The 16590-nt window shown below is 70.7% G+C and carries 12 protein-coding genes and 1 pseudogene; 2 read left to right on the forward strand and 11 right to left on the reverse strand.

The annotated features are described in order from the left end of the window. Window positions 1-92: 92 nt before the first annotated feature. The 11 genes and pseudogenes from ACFV2X_RS42780 to ACFV2X_RS42830 form a co-directional block, all read right to left on the reverse strand. Window positions 93-1202 carry a polyprenyl synthetase family protein gene (locus tag ACFV2X_RS42780; protein WP_385626817.1) on the reverse strand — a complete coding sequence of 370 codons (1110 nt, stop codon included), beginning with the start codon at window positions 1200-1202 and terminating at the stop codon, window positions 93-95. A 144-nt stretch (window positions 1203-1346) separates the two neighbouring features. After that, window positions 1347-2924, reverse strand: coding sequence for a GAF domain-containing protein (locus ACFV2X_RS42785; protein ID WP_385626837.1), 1578 nt, complete (start codon window positions 2922-2924; stop codon window positions 1347-1349). Then, window positions 2921-3607, reverse strand: a complete 687-nt coding sequence (locus tag ACFV2X_RS42790) for a response regulator (RefSeq protein ID WP_385626839.1) — start codon at window positions 3605-3607, stop codon at window positions 2921-2923. Before ACFV2X_RS42790 ends, ACFV2X_RS42785 begins: the two co-directional genes overlap by 4 nt. A gap of 202 nt (window positions 3608-3809) precedes the next feature. Then, window positions 3810-4340 (reverse strand): annotated as a pseudogene (locus ACFV2X_RS42795) (phosphatase PAP2 family protein); the annotation flags it as partial. Window positions 4341-4543: 203 nt separating this feature from the next. Continuing rightward, on the reverse strand, window positions 4544-5221 hold the full coding sequence (locus ACFV2X_RS42800) for a response regulator transcription factor (RefSeq protein ID WP_014178461.1): 678 nt from the start codon (window positions 5219-5221) through the stop codon (window positions 4544-4546). Then, the gene (locus ACFV2X_RS42805) at window positions 5218-7296 is read right to left on the reverse strand and encodes a PAS domain S-box protein (protein ID WP_385626819.1); all 2079 of its coding nucleotides are present in this window, start codon (window positions 7294-7296) and stop codon (window positions 5218-5220) included. Before ACFV2X_RS42805 ends, ACFV2X_RS42800 begins: the two co-directional genes overlap by 4 nt. Continuing rightward, window positions 7296-7730, reverse strand: coding sequence for a hypothetical protein (locus tag ACFV2X_RS42810; protein WP_385626821.1), 435 nt, complete (start codon window positions 7728-7730; stop codon window positions 7296-7298). Before ACFV2X_RS42810 ends, ACFV2X_RS42805 begins: the two co-directional genes overlap by 1 nt. Window positions 7731-7824: 94 nt before the next feature. Beyond that, complete coding sequence (locus tag ACFV2X_RS42815) at window positions 7825-9534, reverse strand: hypothetical protein (protein WP_385626823.1); 1710 nt, start codon at window positions 9532-9534, stop codon at window positions 7825-7827. 25 nt (window positions 9535-9559) lie between these two features. Then, window positions 9560-11104, reverse strand: coding sequence for an ArnT family glycosyltransferase (locus ACFV2X_RS42820; RefSeq protein WP_385626825.1), 1545 nt, complete (start codon window positions 11102-11104; stop codon window positions 9560-9562). A 748-nt stretch (window positions 11105-11852) separates the two neighbouring features. Then, window positions 11853-13145, reverse strand: coding sequence for a glycosyltransferase (locus ACFV2X_RS42825; protein WP_385626827.1), 1293 nt, complete (start codon window positions 13143-13145; stop codon window positions 11853-11855). After that, window positions 13142-13645 (reverse strand): GtrA family protein, encoded by a 504-nt coding sequence (locus ACFV2X_RS42830; protein ID WP_385626828.1) that lies wholly within the window; start codon window positions 13643-13645, stop codon window positions 13142-13144. The genes ACFV2X_RS42825 and ACFV2X_RS42830 overlap by 4 nt, the downstream gene beginning before the upstream one ends. A 439-nt stretch (window positions 13646-14084) precedes the next feature. On the opposite strand from ACFV2X_RS42830, the gene ACFV2X_RS42835 reads away from it, so the two are divergent. Then, on the forward strand, window positions 14085-15143 hold the full coding sequence (locus ACFV2X_RS42835) for a S8 family serine peptidase (RefSeq protein WP_385626829.1): 1059 nt from the start codon (window positions 14085-14087) through the stop codon (window positions 15141-15143). Window positions 15144-15175: 32 nt separating this feature from the next. Beyond that, complete coding sequence (locus tag ACFV2X_RS42840; RefSeq protein WP_385626831.1) at window positions 15176-16363, forward strand: glycoside hydrolase family 6 protein; 1188 nt, start codon at window positions 15176-15178, stop codon at window positions 16361-16363. The last annotated feature ends 227 nt before the right edge of the window (window positions 16364-16590 follow it).

Here is a 16590-nt window from a genome sequence, read left to right on the forward strand (position 1 = left end):
CCGGGCCGCCTGGGATGGCCGAGGACTGCCGCTGTCGTACGGCTACGGAACCGGAGTCCGGCGCTGACCCGGCCCCCGACCCCGACGCCGTCTCACGGCTGCGCCGCTTCGGGGAGTCGCTGCTCCGCGGCGACCAGCGGGGACGCGGCCGGGGCTGAGGCCAAGGACGGTACGGCCGGGCGGTCGCGCGTCACCACCTCGCACAAGTCCTCCAGCGCACGCCGCGCCGCGCACGCGGGCAGCGGTGCCAGCGCCGCGCGGGCCTCTTCGGCGTAGCGGTCCGCGGCCACCCGGGCCTGTTCCAGGGCGGGGTGGGCGCGGAACCGGCGCAGCGCTTCCGCGTAACGCGTCTCGTCCGTCTTGTTGGTGAGTTCGGTGGTGAGCAGTTCGCACAGCTCACGGTCCTCGGGTGAACCGGTGGCCTCCGCCCGCGCCCGCAGATACAGGACCGGCAGCGTCGCGAAACCCTCGCGCAGGGTGGCGCCCGGGTGACCGCGCGGTACGCCCCCGGCCCCGCCGGCCTCGGCGATGTCCAGTACGTCCTCGGCCAGGCGGCAGGCCACGCCCAGCCGTTCGCCGTACCGGGCGAGTACGCCGGCGACTTCCCGCCCGGCGCCGGACGCCAGCGCGCCCAGTCGCCCGGAGACCGCGATCAGCGAGCCCGCCCTGCCCGCGAGGACCTCCAGATAGTGCTCGATCGGGTCGCGGTCGCCGCGGGGCCCGGCCGTCTCCAGGATCTGGCCGGTGACCAGCTGCCGGAACGCGTCGGCCTGGATCCGTACGGCCTCCGGGCCCAGGTCGGCCAGCAGATGCGAGGCGCGGGCGAAGAGGAAGTCGCCGGTGAGGACCGCCACCGAGTTGTCCCAGTTGGCGTCGGTGGCGGGCGTACGGCGCCGGGCGTCGGCGTCGTCCAGTACGTCGTCGTGGTAGAGCGTCGCCAGGTGCGTCAGCTCGACCACGACGGCTGAGGGCACCACGCCCGGCGCGTCCGGGTCGCCGAACCGCGCGGCCAGCAGCACCAGCAGCGGCCGCAGCCGCTTGGCGCCCGCTCGCACCAGGTGCTGGGCGGCCTCGGTGATGAACGGCACATCGCTTTTCGTGGCCTCCAGCAGGCCCGCCTCGACCGCCGCAAGACCGGATCGGACCCCGGCCTCCACCGTGCGGTCCCGCAGGCTCAGCCCCATGGGCTCGAGGAGGGTCACGGACGGGTCTCCTGTCTGTGGGCGGCTGTCTGTGGGTGCTGCCTGCGGGCGGCGGTCGGCCTCACCGGCACCAGGAACGTAGCAGGGGACAGGAATATAGCGGGGTAAATGTCTCATATGCCGCCGAGCTCGGCCCGTGAGGGTTCACGGCTCCGCCGGGACGGTGGCCCGGATACGGCTGCCCTGGCCCGGCCGGCTGTCCACGTTCAGCGTGCCGCCCACCTCCCGGGCCCGCTCCCGCATGGACAGCAGGCCCAGATGGCCCGGGAAGGTCCGCCGGGAGTCGAAGCCCACTCCGTCGTCGGCGACCGTCAATGTGACGGTGCCCGGGCCACTGAGCAGGTGGAGGCGTACATGCCGCGCCCCCGAGTGCTTGGCGACGTTGTGCAGGGACTCCTGGGCTATCCGGTAGAGGGCGTGCTTGGCCTCCGGAGTCGTCTCCGGTTCCGCGCCGAGTGTCGCCTCGGCGGCGATGCCGTACCGGTCGCGGAGCGCCGCCACATGTCGCGTGAGCGCGGCGACCAGGCCCTCGGCCTCCAGCGTCTCGGGCCTGAGGCGGCCCAGCAGGACCCGGGTCTCGGAGATCGCGGCGTCGGCGAGCTGCCGGATGTAGTCGATCGGCTCGGCCAGCTCCGACATCCCGTCGGTGTCACGGGCAGTGTCGCCGTCGGTGTCCCCGCCCGCGTTCCGGTTCAGCAGCTCGCGGGCGGTACGCGCGCCCAGGGTGATGCCGTACAGGGCCTGGGAGACCGAGTCGTGCAGCTCCCTGGACAGCCGCCGCCGCTCGTCCAGGGCGCCCTTGTCCCGCGCGGCCGCCCGCCACCGCTCGCCCTCCACCGCTCGGGCCACGTGTCCGGCGATCCCGTCGAGGAGGGTCAGATCGAAGCCGTCGGGCCGTCGGCCGGGCGGGTAGCGGCAGTGCAGCACACCGGTCACCCGCCCCTCGCAGAGCAGCGGCCAGACCGCGCCGGTGCGGTCGTCGCGGAGCGTACGGACGACGGGGGCGGCGGAGGCGATGGCCTCCCGGACCTCCTCCGTCACGTCTCCCGGAGCCGTCCCGTCCGGCTCCAGCAGCCGGACGGCGCATTCCGCCGTGCCCGTATGCGCCACGGCCGCGGCGGTCAGCCGGTCCAGCGTCCGCCACACGCTGTCCGCGGGAGACCCGATGGTGGCCAGCCTGCGCAGTTGTTCCCGGGTACGGAGCTGGGCGGCCACCAGGGCCGCGGGCGCGGCGAACCGGCTCAGCGTGCGCCGGTCGCCCGAGGTGAAGCGGCGCGGACGGCGGTCGGCCACCTCCAGGACGCCCACGATCCGCCCGCTCACCGTCAGCGGTGTGTCCAGGACGGCCGTGAGCCCGGCCGTACGCAGCGCGTGCCGCCGCGCGGCCTCCGATGGGCCGCTGGGAACGGGCGCCTCGATGCCATCGGCGGCCCGTACGGTCAGGGCCTCGCCGCAGGCCGGAGCATCGGCCATGCCCGGGGCGTCAGCCATGCCTGTGCCTGTGCCTGAGGCACCGCCCACGGCCTGGCTCTCGGCGGACAGCGCCTGGCGCTCGGCGGGCTCCGCCACCAGCACCCGCGCCGCGTCCGCGCCCATGGCTTCCCGCGCCCGCCGTACGACCAGCCGCAGCAGTTCCTCGCCGGGCTCCGCGCCGAGGACGCGCCGCTGGATATCGGCCAGGGCGCGCCGCCGCGCCCTGGCCCGGCGTCGGACAGCGATCACGCCGACCACCAGTGGTCCCGTGTCGCGTCCAGCGATTCGGGCGTGGTGAGCTCCCCGGCCGGCACCAGTCCCGACTGGACGGCGTACACCGCGGCCTGGGTGCGGCTGTGCACCCCGAGCTTGGTCAGGATGTGGCTCACATACGTCTTCACCGTCTGCTGCCCGATCCGCAGGTCGCGGGCGATCTCCTTGTTCGACTTGCCGCGCGCGAGCATCGTCAGCACCTCTGCTTCCCGCTCGGTCAGCTGTTCCGGCCCGCTCGGTGCCCTGACCTGGCCCATCAGCCGGGAGGTCGCGTCGGGGGAGACCTGGATCCGGCCGGCGGCGGCGCCCTTGACCGCGCTTCTCAACTCGTCGGCCTCGGCGTTCTTCAGCAGAAAGCCGATCGCGCCCGCCCGGACCGCGCCCATGACCATGGTGTCGTCGAGGGCGCTGGTCAGCGCCACGACCTCCACCTCGGGGAGGTCCTGGCGGATCTCGGCGGTGGCCGAGATCCCGTCCATGACGGGCATCAGCAGATCCATCAGGACGACGTCGGGGCACAGCTCGCGGGCCAGCCGTACGGCCTCCCGGCCGTTGGTCGTCTCGCCGACCACCTTGATGTCGTCGTCGAGGCTCAGGATCATCCGCAGGCCCTGCCGGACGACCGCGTGGTCGTCGGCGATCAGAACTCGAAGTGCCACTTTGGCTCACCTGCTCACGGGACGAGTGCGGATACGGGCACATGCGGTCGGCCGGAGGCGAGCGCGCCCCGAACCGGCCGGGTCGGCCGAGCCATCCGCTCCGTACGAGCCGCCGCTCCGCCACGGCGACGTACGCCTCGAACAGCGGCAGGGCCAGCAGCACCAGCGCCCCGGCGGCCCAGCCGCCCAGCACGTCGCTGACCCAGTGAGTGCCCAGATAGACGGTGGCGAGACCGATCGCGAGGGCCATGACCCCGGCCGCCGCGCCAGCGGCCCGGCGGTGGCGGGTCGCGAGATAGGCCAGGGTGCCCCAGACGACGACCCCGTTCGCGGTGTGGCCGGAAGGGAAGATCATCCCGCCGTGGAACAGCTCGGCCGAGCCGAGGGTGTGCGCGTAATGCGGGCCGAGGCGGCCCACGCCGAGCTTGACAGCGCCCACGCTCGCGTTGAGGAGCGCGAGGGCGAGGCCGAAGACGAGCACCGGGCGCGCGCTTCCGGTACGCCAGGAGCGCCAGCCCAGCCAGGCCAGCGCCGCCAGCGCGGTGGGGCCGCGCTGGCCCGCGATGATGAACACATCGAGCGGGCCCTGGGCCCACGGCCACTGCTTGTACGGCTTGAACATCGCCACGTGCCAGTCGAGGCGGACCAGGGGCGAGGTGGTGAACACGCCCACCGCGACCGCCGCGTAAGTCGCGGCGGCGGCCAACAGGAGGATCCGATGGCTGCGGCGCATGGGGAGGGAACTCGGCTCGGGCCGTCCGAAATTCCCCCTAGTGGGGGTTTTGTCTCACCTGGTTGAGGTCGGCCGGGTGGGGTCAGCCGGGTGGGGGCAACCAGTTGAGGTCCGCTGGGTGGGGTCAGCCAGTCGGGTCAGCCAGTCGGGGTCAGCTGGTTGAGGTCGGCCAATCGGGAGTCAGCCAATCGGGAGTCTCGGCGTCACTCCGGTTCCACATGGCGGAAGCCCCAGTCGGCGGCCTTCGCGACCGCCTCCAGCTGGGACCGCACTTCCAGCTTCTCCAGGATCTTGCGCACATGCGTCCGTACGGTGGCGTAACTGATGCTCAACCGCTCCGCGACCGCCCGGTTGTCCAGGCCCTGGCTCATCAGGGTCAGGATCTCCTGCTCGCGCGGGGTCAGGCTCTCCAGCCGCTCGGTCTGCTGGGCGGAGGAGCGCGCGGTCTCCCGATGCCGGGCCAGGACCTCGACGAGGGTGCTGGCCGGGATGAGGGTTTCGCCCTCGGCCGCCGAGCGGATGGCGTCGGCGATCTCGTCACCGCTCGCCGACTTGAGCAGGTAGCCGCAGGCCCCGGCCTCCACCGCGGCCAGTAGCGCCGAGTCGCTGGCGTCCGCGCTGAGGATCACGATGGCGGTGGAGGGATCGTTGGCCCGGATCGCGGCCGCCGCGTCGGCTCCCGTGCCATCGGGCAGGCGGAAGTCGACGAGCGCCACATCGGGGCCCAGCTCCTTGGCCATGGGGACGACTTCCGCGACCGAGTCGGCCCACCCCACCACGGTCAGGTCCGAGTACTCCGCGAGCAGCGCCCACAGCCCCTCGGCCACCACGCGGTGGTCCTCGACGATCAGCACCTTGGTGAGATCGGCCGGCGCGGTCACGGTTGCGTGTCCCCTTCCGGACGGTCCAGGAGCGTCGATACGTCCGAGCCGTTCGCCGTGTCCGGTACGTCCGGCAGATCCGGCCCGTCCCGCAGATCCTCCAGGTCCGGTGCCTCGGACGACCCCGGTACATCCAGGGAACCCAGAGAGTCGGACGGACCCAGGGAATCCGGGAAGCCCGAGGCGTCCGCCGGGCCGAAGGGGAGCGGGCCGTGGCCGGGCGTCTCGCCAAGCGGCACCCAGAACTCGACCGTGGTGCCCGCGCCCGGCGCGCTCTCGATACGGCACCAGCCGCCCGCGATCTGGGCCCGCTCCTGGATGAGCGACAGGCCCAGATGGCCGGGACGGGACTCCACCTCGAGCGGGTTGTAGCCCTGGCCGTCGTCCACGATCCGTACCAGGCAGCCCTCGTCGAGCCCCAGCAGCTGCACATGGACCGTCTTCGCCCGCGCGTGCTTGCGCACGTTCATCAGGGCTTCCTGCGCGGTGCGGTAGATCAGGGCCATGGTCTCGGGCGGGGGCTTGGCCGCGGTCCGGTCCTCCAGCCGGTATTCGACGCCCGTCTCGGTGCGTATCTGCTCCAGGAGCCCGCGCAGCGCGGCGGCCAGGCAGCCGTGCTCCAGACTGGACGGCCGCAGGTCGAAGATCAGCTGACGCAGCCGGCTCAGCGAGAGCTTGAGGGTTTCGTCCAGCTTCTCCATGATCCGCTGCTCGTCGGGGTCGCGCAGCCGCCGCCGCAGCTGCTGCAGCCGGAGGCTGGCGGCCGTGATGACCTGGATGGTGTCGTCGTGGATATCGGCGGCGATACGTCCGCGCTCCGCTTCCTGGGCGTGGACGAGATGGCTGAGCAGCGCCTGGCGGTCCCGGTCGGTGATCTCCAGCAGCTCCAGGCTGCGCTCCAGGACGAACTGGGCGCGCTGTACCTCGGTGATGTCCTTGATGGCCAGCACGGTCAGCAGCCCGTCCTCGGTGCGCAGCGGGATGATGCTGACGTCGGCCGGGAACTGCTTGGCGTCGCTGCGCCGCCCGACCAGCTCCATGCTGTGGCCCAGGGGCTCCTCCGCGGAGTCGGCCCAGTCGCGCAGCGAGATGGTCAGCGGCTGGTCGGGGAGGAGCGCCTCGACGGCGCGGCCGATCAGCTGGTCGCGGTCGTAGCCGAACAGGGCCTCGGTGCGGCGGTTGGCCGTCTGGATCCGCCCGGCGGCGTCCACGATCACCATCGCGTCCGGGGAGGACTCGATGACCTGCCGGAACCGGCCTTCGGCCGCGCGCAGCTGGCTCAGGTCAGCGACGAAGACCACACACCGGGGCCGTCTGCCCTGCAGATGGCCGCCGCTGAACTGGGCGGGGAAGTCGGTGCCGTCCCGGCGCCGGCCGGTCATCGCGGAGGGGGCGGTGAACTGCCGCCCGATCAGCTGCTCGGCGGCGGTGCGGTAGCGGTCGGGGACCAGGTCGCGCAGCCGCTTGTCGCGGAGCTCGGCCGAGCTGTAGCCGAACATGTGCCGGGCGTGTGCGTTGGCGGACTCGATCCGCCCGCGGGCGCCGACGATCAGCACCCCGCACGGCGCCTGGCCGAGCAGTTCCAGATACGACTCCTCGAGCCGGTTGCCCACCAGCTCCTCGAACCGCCAGGAGGCACGGTCGGCCCGTCGCAGCGGCTCGGTGCAGTCGGCGACGAGCTCCCCGGCCATGGAGAACTGGTCGCGGGCGGCCCGGGTGATCGCCTCGAGTATTTCTTCGGCGGGGGTGCCCTTGACCAGGTAGCCGGTGGCCCCGACGGCGAGCATGTTGAGCACGGTCTCCCGGTCGCCATGGGCCGAGAGGGCCACCACGCGGGCCCCGGGCACCTGCTCACGGATGGCGCGGACGCTGCTGGGCGCGTCGCCCTTGGGCATGTGCACATCCATGACCACGACACGGGGGCGGTGCTCCACCGCGGCGCGTACGGCCTGCTCGTGGTTGACGGCCAGGCCCACCAGCGCCAGGTCGGGGTGGGAGTCGACCAGGTCCGCGAGCGCTTCCCGGACCACGGGGTCGTCATCGGCCACCACGACTCGGATCCGGTCGTCGCGCATCAACCTCCACCTCCCTTGAGGACGGCACCTTGGAGCTCCAAGGTGGTCAGTTCGTCACGCCGGCAGTGCGCCAGCGACGGCATGACCGCGGCCAGCGGCGCGACCAGCACGTTGTAGTGGCCACCGATGCGGTCGCATACGGCGACCGCTGCGGCGGCGTCCCACACCGCGGCCCAGAAGGCCCAGTCGTGCCTGCCGAGCGCCCGGGCGGTGTCCAGGGCGCACCGGCGCGCCACGGAGGCGGCGACCAGGATCCGGTACTGCTCCTCGTCGGACGTGGTGCGGTGGACCTCAGCCCACCCCTCGGCGCGGGTCTGGCTGGAGGTCTGCTTCCACAGATCGGCCACGCGGTCGATCTCCTCCGGGGAGAGGTCCTCGATGTGGGTGAGGAATTGTAGGACTCTTCGAGAATTCGGGCCGAAAATAACACTCATAGGACACTCCAGGACATGCATGGTACAACTATGGAACACCGGGCTTGTCTGTGACTGTCCCTGGCCGGCCCCCCCGGCCTGTGCGCACACGTGCCTAGTGCCCTTGGCCCTGGCCACTCGTGTTGTTGATCCCGGCCTTGGCGACCCCGCCGCTCTTGGAGCCGATGAGCTTGAAGGACACGCCGTTCTCGTCGGCCGTGGTGATCCGGTACGAGCCCACGGCCGCCGCCTTGCCCCGGCCGTCGACCTGGAAGACGGCGATCTTGCGCCCGGCGACGCTGCCGCTGCCGGCGTAGACGGTCACCGTCTCGTTGGGCGCGAACCCGGAGCAGTAGAAGCTCAGTGTGGTGCCCGCCTTGCCGCCGAAGGTGCTGGGCTCGGCGCTGGGGGAGTACGGCAGCACGGTGAAGCCCGAGCGGACCACGGCCCGGCTCTGGTCACCGATCGCCGTCAGGCTCTGCCTGCCCTTCAGCCCGAACGGCACGTCGAACGCCACGTCGCGGATCTGGCCGAAGGAATTGGCCTGCGTGGTGAAGGCGGGGAGACCGCTGGTGGCGTTGATGTAGACCAGCACCCGCTCGTTCGGCGCGAACCGGTTCCCCGACAGCCTGATCCGCTGTCCGGCCTTCAGCGCGTACGGGGAGGACTTGATCGCCGGGTACAGGCTCAGCATCTGGAACGGCGCGGTGGCCGTGGTCTTGCTCTGCTGACCGACCAGCACCAGGGTGCTCTGGCCCGTCGGGGCGACGCCGACCCGGATGTCGGCCCGGCCCACCCCGCCCGAGCCGTCGGTGCGCAGCCTGGCGACGGGGGTGCCGGTGGTCCGGCCCCAGAAGACGTTGATCTGCTCGCCCGGCTTGAAGCCACGGGCGCTGATCGAGACCACGTCGCCCGGCCGGCCGACCATCTTGTTGATCTTCGCGGTGCCTATCGCGCCGCCGCTGATCAACTCGGCCTTGGCCGACCGGCCGCCGCCGCGCTGCTGTGCGACCAGCGTGCCGGGCCTGCCGCCCAGCGACTCCGGCATGGTGAAGTTCGCGTAGAGCGAGCCGTGCTTGTCGGTGCGGACCGTGCGGATGGCGCGGCCCTTGGTGCCCGACCGCTTGGTCGTCAGCAGCAGGTCGACCGTGCTCTTGGGGGCGAAGCCGCCGCCTTCGACGGACGCCTTGCCGCCGGGGGCGACCAGGCCCGGGTTGATGACGATGATCGGGCCGGATGCCTGCGGGACCCGCTGGTTGCCCAGCTTGATGGTCTTGGGCTTCTTCGTCGGAACGACCTCTTGCTGCTGCTGGGTGTCGCTCTTCTTCTGGCCGCCTCCGCCGCCGGATGTGTTGAGGGCGTTCCCGAGGCCGCCGCCCGCGACCATCTTGACCAGCGATCCGACGATCGCGATGGCCACGATGCCCAGCAGGACCGTCTTCCAGGAGACCCGTTTGCGCTTCCCCTGGCCGGCGCTCGGCTCCCGCAGAGAGGCATCGGAGGCTCCGGAGGCATCGGAGGCATGTGAGGCATTGGAAGCCTTGAAGGTCTTGCGGGTCCTGGTGGACTTGGCGGACTCGATGGCGCGCCTCGGCGCGGGCTCGTCGTAGTCGGCGTAATCGTCGCCGGAGCCGTCGTAGTCGTCGCCGTAGTCGTCGTATTCGGCGTACTTGTCATACTTCTCGTCGTCGCCGTATTCGCCGTAGTCGTCGCCCCCGCTGTCGTTCCTGTCGCCTCCGTCGTCCCCGCGCTGCCCGTTTGCCTCACGGGTGTCGTAGTTGTCGTCGTACTCTTCGTACTCGTCGTAGTCGTCGTACTCGGGCATGGCCTTCACCTCCTCTTCCGGCGGGCTATTTGTTCACCCGATAGATTTCCAGCCTGATGCCGCCGCGGATGTCCGCCCATACCCTTTCCGAATTCCGTAGCGCCGCCAGGATCCAGTTCTCCCGGCCGTCGCCGTTGTTGCGGTGAATTGCGTTGCGCATCTTGTTGGACATGATGATGTAGTCGACGTTCTGCCATCTCTTACGGAAGAGCTTGTCCCGCAGGGCAGGGTCGGACGAGGCGTTCCAGTGGGAATGCGCGTACGGGTAGACCGGATGCACGTCATGCAATTCACCCCACATGTCGTCGTCCATGATGATGCGCGCCTTGGGCGAGACGTGCTTGCGTACCCAGGCGATCTGCGCCAGCTGCATATGGGTCAGGGCCAGCTTGTGCTGGTACTGGTCCGCGACCGCGACGCGGCCCTCGGTGTTGACGGTCAGGACATATCCGGTGGAGGGCGAGGCCAGCAGCATGACGGCGAGCAGCGCGGGCACCGCTATCCGCACCTTGGAACTCGCCCGGCCGAGCACCTTGCGGAGCACCGGCCGCCTCAGCAGTCGGTCCGTGACCATTCCGATATTCATGGCGAACATCGGAATCAGCGGGGTGATGTAGAAGTCCAGCACCACGCTGCCGCGCAGCAGGTAGAAGGCATATCCGAAGCCCAGCGTCCCGGCGACGAAAAACCCCAGATCCCGCCGGTGTTTCCGCATTCCCCACCACAGGCTGATGACCGTGGTGGCCATTCCGGCCAGCAGCAGGAACGAGTCCCGGGGCAGCCAGCTGGTGTACAGCAGGCCGTGGTGGTTGAGCAGGCTGCCCTGACTGCGGTTGATCTGCCACCACAGGGTGTAGAGCAGCGAGACGTGGTCCGCCGGCGGGTTGGCCAGGTCGAAGTCGAGCCCGCTGGGCATCAACTCGTTCTTGAGCAGGGCGTAGGTGACATACGCGCCGACCGGCGCCGCCGCGGCGAATGGCCACAGCGCGCGGGTGAACCGCCGGCTCGCGGAGCCCTGGATTCTTCGATAGAGCAGATACATGAAGGTCGGGGCGAAGAAGAGCGCGTTCTCCTTCGTGATCAGCGCGATGCCCAGGGCGATCCCGCCGCCGAACGCGGATCTGATCGTGGTCTCGCGGCGCAGCAGGGCGTACAGAGCCAGCAGCATCCAGAAGATCATCAGGTTGTCCAGCAGCACCTGACGCTGGTAGTAGACCGAGATCGGCGAGAGGTTGAAGAAGAACGCGGCGATGGTGGCGGCCAGCACGGTGCCGGACAGCCTCCGGGTGACCTCGAAGAGCAACACGACCGAGGCCAGGTGCACCAGCAGCATCAGGAACCGGCCGGTGTTGATCGCGTTGCCGAATGCCTCGAACTGCTTCGGCAGCGGGAACGCCCAGCCGGCCAGCGTGATCCAGCCAGCCGGAGCGTGGTCGTAGTCGTAGGTGTACGGGGACAGCCGGGTCTCCCGGACCAGCGACCAGGCCCGCTGCATATAGATGCCCTCGTCGGTGAGGTACAGCGGATAGCGGAACAGGTGGTAGCCGTGGCTGAGCAGCCCGGTGAGCACGGAGAAGAGCAGCGCCAGCCGACCGCTGCGGCCCAGCTTGGGGAAGATGCCGCGCTCGACGGACAGCAGGGGCGGGCGCCTCCGCCGGGGGCGCGGCGGGGGCTCATCGACCGCGACCGGGCGCCGGGGCCGGGCGGGGCGCTGGGGCCGGTCGGGCCGGTCGGGCCGGTCGGGCCGGTCGGGGCGCGGCGGTCGGTCGGCGCGCTGGGGGCGATCGGGGCGCGGCGGTCGGTCGGGGCGATCGGGGCGCGGCGGTCGGTCGGGGCGATCGGGGCGCGGCGGTCGATCGGGTCGCTGGGACCGTTCGGGACGCTGAGGCCGCTCAGGTCGGTCAGGCCGCGGCGGTCGGTCGGGTCGGTCAGGCCGCTGGGGTCGGTCGGGGCGCGGCGGTCGGTCGGGGCGATCGGGGCGCGGCGGTCGATCGGGTCGCTGGGACCGTTCGGGTCGCTGGGACCGTTCGGGTCGGTCCGGCCGGTCAGGTCGGTCGGGTCGTTCAGGCCGTCGGGGTCGGTCGGGTCGGTCGGGTCGGTCGGGCCGGTCAGGCCGCTGGGGTCGCTCAGGCCGAGGGGGCCGCTCGGGCGGCTGGGACCGGTCAGGCCGCGGAGGCCGCTCAAGCCCCTCCGGGCGCGCAGGCCGTTCAGGCCGCGCAGGCCCTTCGGGACGCGCAGGCCGATCGGTCCGCTCCAGGCGAACGGGTTCCGGAGGCTTCGGGGGCTCCGGAGGCTGCGGGTGCAGCGGAGGCGTGGGGTCATGCGACACGGGAGTCCGCCTCCTCCGTAGCGGCCCGGTGGGCGCCGACGTGCTGGGTCTTCTCCCAGTCGTGGCGGCCGAGCAGTTCTCGCCGCATGGCGCGCACCGCGGCGTAGGCGAGGACCATTTGGAAGGGGAACCAGGAGAGCGCCATCTTCACGAGCGTCCCCGGTGTGGCTTCGAGCCCATGGGCCCCGGTGAACTCGTACAGTCCGACCGCCTGGACCAGGAAGTGCGCGCACAGCAGCAGGACGGGCAGATAGGAGAAGAGCGCGATCAGCACGGGCACCTTGAGGACGAGGATCATCCCCAGGGAGATCGGCAGATACAGGCCGAGCAGCGCCTGGCCGTGCGGGAACGCGAGGACGTAGAAGGCGAGCCACCGCTGTTTGCGGGTGGGCATCTGTTTCCAGGTGCCCTTTTTGAGGGTCTGCATGAACCCCTGGCTCCACCGGGTGCGCTGCCGGATGAAGTGGCCGAGGGTCGGTGGCGTCTCCTCCTTGGTCACATAGCGGTCGTCGTAGACCACGCGCACCCGCTCGCCGCTGGCCGACACCCGCAGGCCCAGGTCGGCGTCCTCGGTGAGGTTGCGGTCGTCCCAGCCGCCGAGCTGGATCAGCAGCTCGCGGGCGAAGAAGACGGTGTTGCCGCCGAGCGGAATGGATCCGAAGTGGGCGTGGTAATGCAGCCGGCTCTTGAACCAGAAGAAGTACTCCAGGACGTTGAGCGTGGAGTACCAGTTGGAGTCGAAGTTCATCAGCTGGACGCCCGCCTGCACCACCCGCACCCGCTCCTTGAGCATGACCGTGTTGACCAGCAGAAAGATCTCGGGGTGGATGTCGTCCTCGGCGTCGAAGATCGTCACTACGTCGTGAGTGGTGTGCGGCAGGGCCACGTTGAGCCCGTGGGGTTTGTTGACGGGCTTGTCGTCGAAGACCACGACCTGGACGTTCTCCAGACCTTCCCGGTCCAGCTCGGCGATTTTCTCTTCCGCCTTTTTGATCGTGCCGGTGTCGTCCTGCGAACAGATCACGAAGACCTCCAGCAGTTCGGCCGGATAATCGGCCCGCACCACCCGCTCGATGGTGGTCTGGATGACGTCCTCCTCATGCCGTGCGGGCAGCAGCACGCTGAAGGAGAGACGCGGGCGGACAAAGCGGTCCGGGGCCCTGGCTTTTCGCTCGGCGTCCGTCCGGTCCCAGGTGTAGAGCATCAGATAGAGCACATGGGCCGACTGAACGGTCAGCAGTACGGAGACCAGGACGAGACCCAGATAGATGATGGGGATCATCGGCCCCGCCTCCCCCAGACCCAGCCCGCGCTGGCGGCGAAATTGGCCGCGAACGCGGCGGCGATACCGATGCCGTTCGCCAGCAGGAGATGGATTCCCAAGCGTTCCAGCAGCCAGACCGCCATGACGTTGACCGCGAGCCCGCCGAGTACGGACACATTGAATTTCAGAAACCGCCAGAGCGACGGGGTGGAAACCGCGAAGGTCCATCGGTCGTTGAGCAGATAGTTGTGGACCACGGCGAGCTCCACCGCGACCGGGGAGGCGGCGAGCAGCGGCCAGTGGGCCCAGCGGTAGAGCGCGAAGAGAGTGACCGTGTTCACGAGCACGCCACCCACACCGACGACCGCGAATCGCAGAACCAGACCGCTCAGGGCGGCCAGCGGGCCGCTCATCGAGCGCGTCCGAAAGAACATTCCTTTTCGCTTACGGGTGTTGCCCACCCGTTCGCTGGGGTCGCGGTCGCTGGTGCGATCGCTGAACGTTCCGAAACGCTGCATCGCGACTCCCTACGCAGGAGGCTCTTTCGCCGATGTCAGTCCAAGAGTGCTCCCCGGGATTTCGGAGGACATCACGCCTTCGGGGGAGGACGGACTCCACCTTCGGTGGAGCGGCTTTCTCCCCCGTTTTGGGGAGGCCCGGAAACCGCGCCTGCAACTGGTCCCCCAAAAAGGGGAGCGGTAGGTCACCCGCCCGCGGGTGTCCGCACCGCGGAGACCCGCAGAAGATGAGACGGCCAGGCGTCCGCCCACGGCCTCGCGTCCCACTGGGATGAAGGTAGGTGACGTAATGTCAGGTCACGTGATGTTGCACCGTTCATTTGCCGCCCGGACCGGGGCCGTTATCGCCCTGATGGCGCTCTCACTCGCCCCCTCGGCGGCGATCGGTGTTCCTCAGCACGTTCCTCAGGACGTTCCTCAGGATTCCGATTCCGGAGCGATGCACGATTCCGAATGGGCGCTGACCGCGCTGCAGGCCAAGAAGGCATGGAAAATCAGCAAGGGCGCCGGGGTGACCGTCGCGGTCATCGGCACCGGCGTCGATGCCTCCCACCCGGATCTGCGCGGGCGGGTCCTGGCCGGCAAGGACTTCGGGGACGGCCCCAGCGGCACCGGCACCCGCGACCAGGGGGACGCGATGGAGCAGGCCACCCACGCGGCCGGGATCATCGTGGGGACCGGCCGCAACTACCGGGGCAACGGGTTGCTGGGTCTTGCGCCCCAGGCCCGGGTGCTGCCGCTCGGGGTGTACGAGGACCGGAAACCGCTGGTCGACGCCACCGCCAAGGCCATCCGCCACGCGGTGAGCCGCGGCGCGAAGGTCATCGATGTGGCGGTGTCCTTCAAGAAGCCGAACGCCGCGCTGCGGTCGGCGGTGACGTACGCGATCGGCGAGGACGCCGTGGTGGTCGCGGGCGCCGGCGACAACGGCAAGGACGGCAACCGCCCCACCTACCCCGCCGCCTACCCCGGGGTGGTCTCCGTCGTGGCGACCGACGAGAAGGGCGCCGTGTGGACCGACTCGCACCACGGCGGGGGCGTGACCCTGGCCGCGCCCGGCGTCTCCATCCTGACCACCGCCCCGAACAAGGACTACTGGACCGGCGCGGGCACCGGCTACGCCGCACCGTGGGTCGCGGCCGGCGCCGCACTGGTGCGCTCGGAGCACCCGCGCTGGACCGCGGGCCAGGTCGTACAGAAGCTGATCGACACGGCCGACCGCAAGGGGTCCTCGGGGCGTGACCCGCGCTATGGCTTCGGGCTGATCGCCCCGGCCAAGGCGCTGGCGGACCGCGCCGCACCACCCGCCTCCACCAGCCCGCCCGGCTCCGCGCGGACGGCCCCCAAGCCGGACCGCGAGCACTCCGCGGCCCGGTCCGAGGAGGGATCGGCGCTGGTGGCGATAGGAGCGGTGGCGGGGGCCCTGGTGGTGCTGGCCGTCATCGCGGTCTTCCTGATCAGCCGCCGTAAGCCCCCGCCGAACAACTCGGACAGCTGAACGGCGGGCCCGGCGTGAACGAGAAGACCCCCGTGACCCCCGTGACGGCGGGGACGGCGGGGACGCGCGGGCGGCTGGGGTTCTGGCAGCGGCTTCGGCTTCAGGTGCTGCTGCTGGGGCTGATAGGTCTGCCGAGGTGGCTGGGGCTAGGGGCGCTGCCGAAACGGCCGGCGCAGACCCGGTGGAGGCGGCGGGAGCGGCGCCAGGGCCGTAGGTCCCCGCTGCGGACCCGCAGAGGCATCGTCCAGCTGCTGGCCCTGGCCCTGATGGCCGAGGTCGCGACGGCCGCGACGACGCTCCATCCACCGGTGGGCTGGGCCGGCGACGAGTCCGCCTTCCCCCTGCCCAAGCCGTACTTCCCGGTCACGACCCGGTTCTACACCGACCCCGACAACCCCGCGGCACAGTGGGTGCGCGGCAACCCCCACGACCGCCGGGCGACGGTCATCCGCAAGCGCATCGCCGATCAGCCGCAGGCCGCCTGGTTCACGGACACCGACCAGGGCCGGGTCGAGGCCCAGGTGCGCCAGGTGGTGCGGGACGCCCGGGCCCGCGGGCGGCTGCCGGTGCTGGTCGCGTACGCCATCCCGCACCGCGACTGCGGAAAGCACAGCTCCGGGGGCATGGCCGATCCGTCCGGCTACCAGAACTGGATCGGTGGCTTCGCCCGGGGGATCGGCGCCTCGCGCGCCGTCGTCATCCTGGAACCGGACGCCCTGGCGCATCTGACCTGTCTCAAGCGGCGGCAGCAGACCGAGCGGTACGCGGCGCTGTCCTACGCCGGGCGGACGCTGCGGGGGCGGGCCGCGCACGCCCGTATCTATTACGACGCCGGGAACTCCGGGTGGCTTCCCTCATCCGTCATGGCCGAGCGTCTGGAGCGGGCGGGGATCGACAGGTACGGGGACGGCATCGCCCTCAACGTCTCCAACTTCAACGCCACGCGCGACGAGGTCCGCTACGGCCTGTCCGTCCTCAGAGAACTGCGTCTGCCCAGGCTGGGGGCCGTGATCGACACCAGCCGCAATGGCGCCGGGCCCACCCACGACCACCGGTTCTGTGATCCGCCGGGGCGCAAGCTGGGCACGCCGCCCACCGCCCGTACCGGGATCCCCGGGATCGACGCCTATCTCTGGGTCAAGCAGCCGGGGCAGGCCGACGGCTGTGCGGCGACCGCGGGGCTCTTCGTCCCGGGCTATGCCTTCCGGCTCACCCGCTGAGCGCCTGATCCGCTGACCTCTGGCCGGCTGACTGACCTCCTGATCCGCTTCCTGATCCGCTTCCTGGGCCTTCTGCGGTCTTCGAACGTTACTCACTGTCACTGATCCGGCGCACAGTGGAGCGGAATCGGCGCCCAAAATCGGACATAAAGCCATCAAGGCGGCCGAATTCCGCCTACCAAAAAAAAAGATTGGGGGATTATGGCCGTTTTGGTGGCCCGCCAAAA

The organism is Streptomyces sp. NPDC059679, assembly GCF_042734105.1.
Lineage (GTDB): Bacteria > Actinomycetota > Actinomycetes > Streptomycetales > Streptomycetaceae > Streptomyces.

Coding starts and splice junctions, on each gene's coding strand:
- ACFV2X_RS42815 (WP_385626823.1), bottom strand. CDS start 9,534: ATGCCCGAGTACGACGACTACGACGAGTACGAAGAGTACGACGACAAC.
- ACFV2X_RS42805 (WP_385626819.1), bottom strand. CDS start 7,296: ATGCGCGACGACCGGATCCGAGTCGTGGTGGCCGATGACGACCCCGTG.
- ACFV2X_RS42835 (WP_385626829.1), top strand. CDS start 14,085: ATGCACGATTCCGAATGGGCGCTGACCGCGCTGCAGGCCAAGAAGGCA.
- ACFV2X_RS42830 (WP_385626828.1), bottom strand. CDS start 13,645: ATGCAGCGTTTCGGAACGTTCAGCGATCGCACCAGCGACCGCGACCCC.
- ACFV2X_RS42825 (WP_385626827.1), bottom strand. CDS start 13,145: ATGATCCCCATCATCTATCTGGGTCTCGTCCTGGTCTCCGTACTGCTG.
- ACFV2X_RS42810 (WP_385626821.1), bottom strand. CDS start 7,730: ATGAGTGTTATTTTCGGCCCGAATTCTCGAAGAGTCCTACAATTCCTC.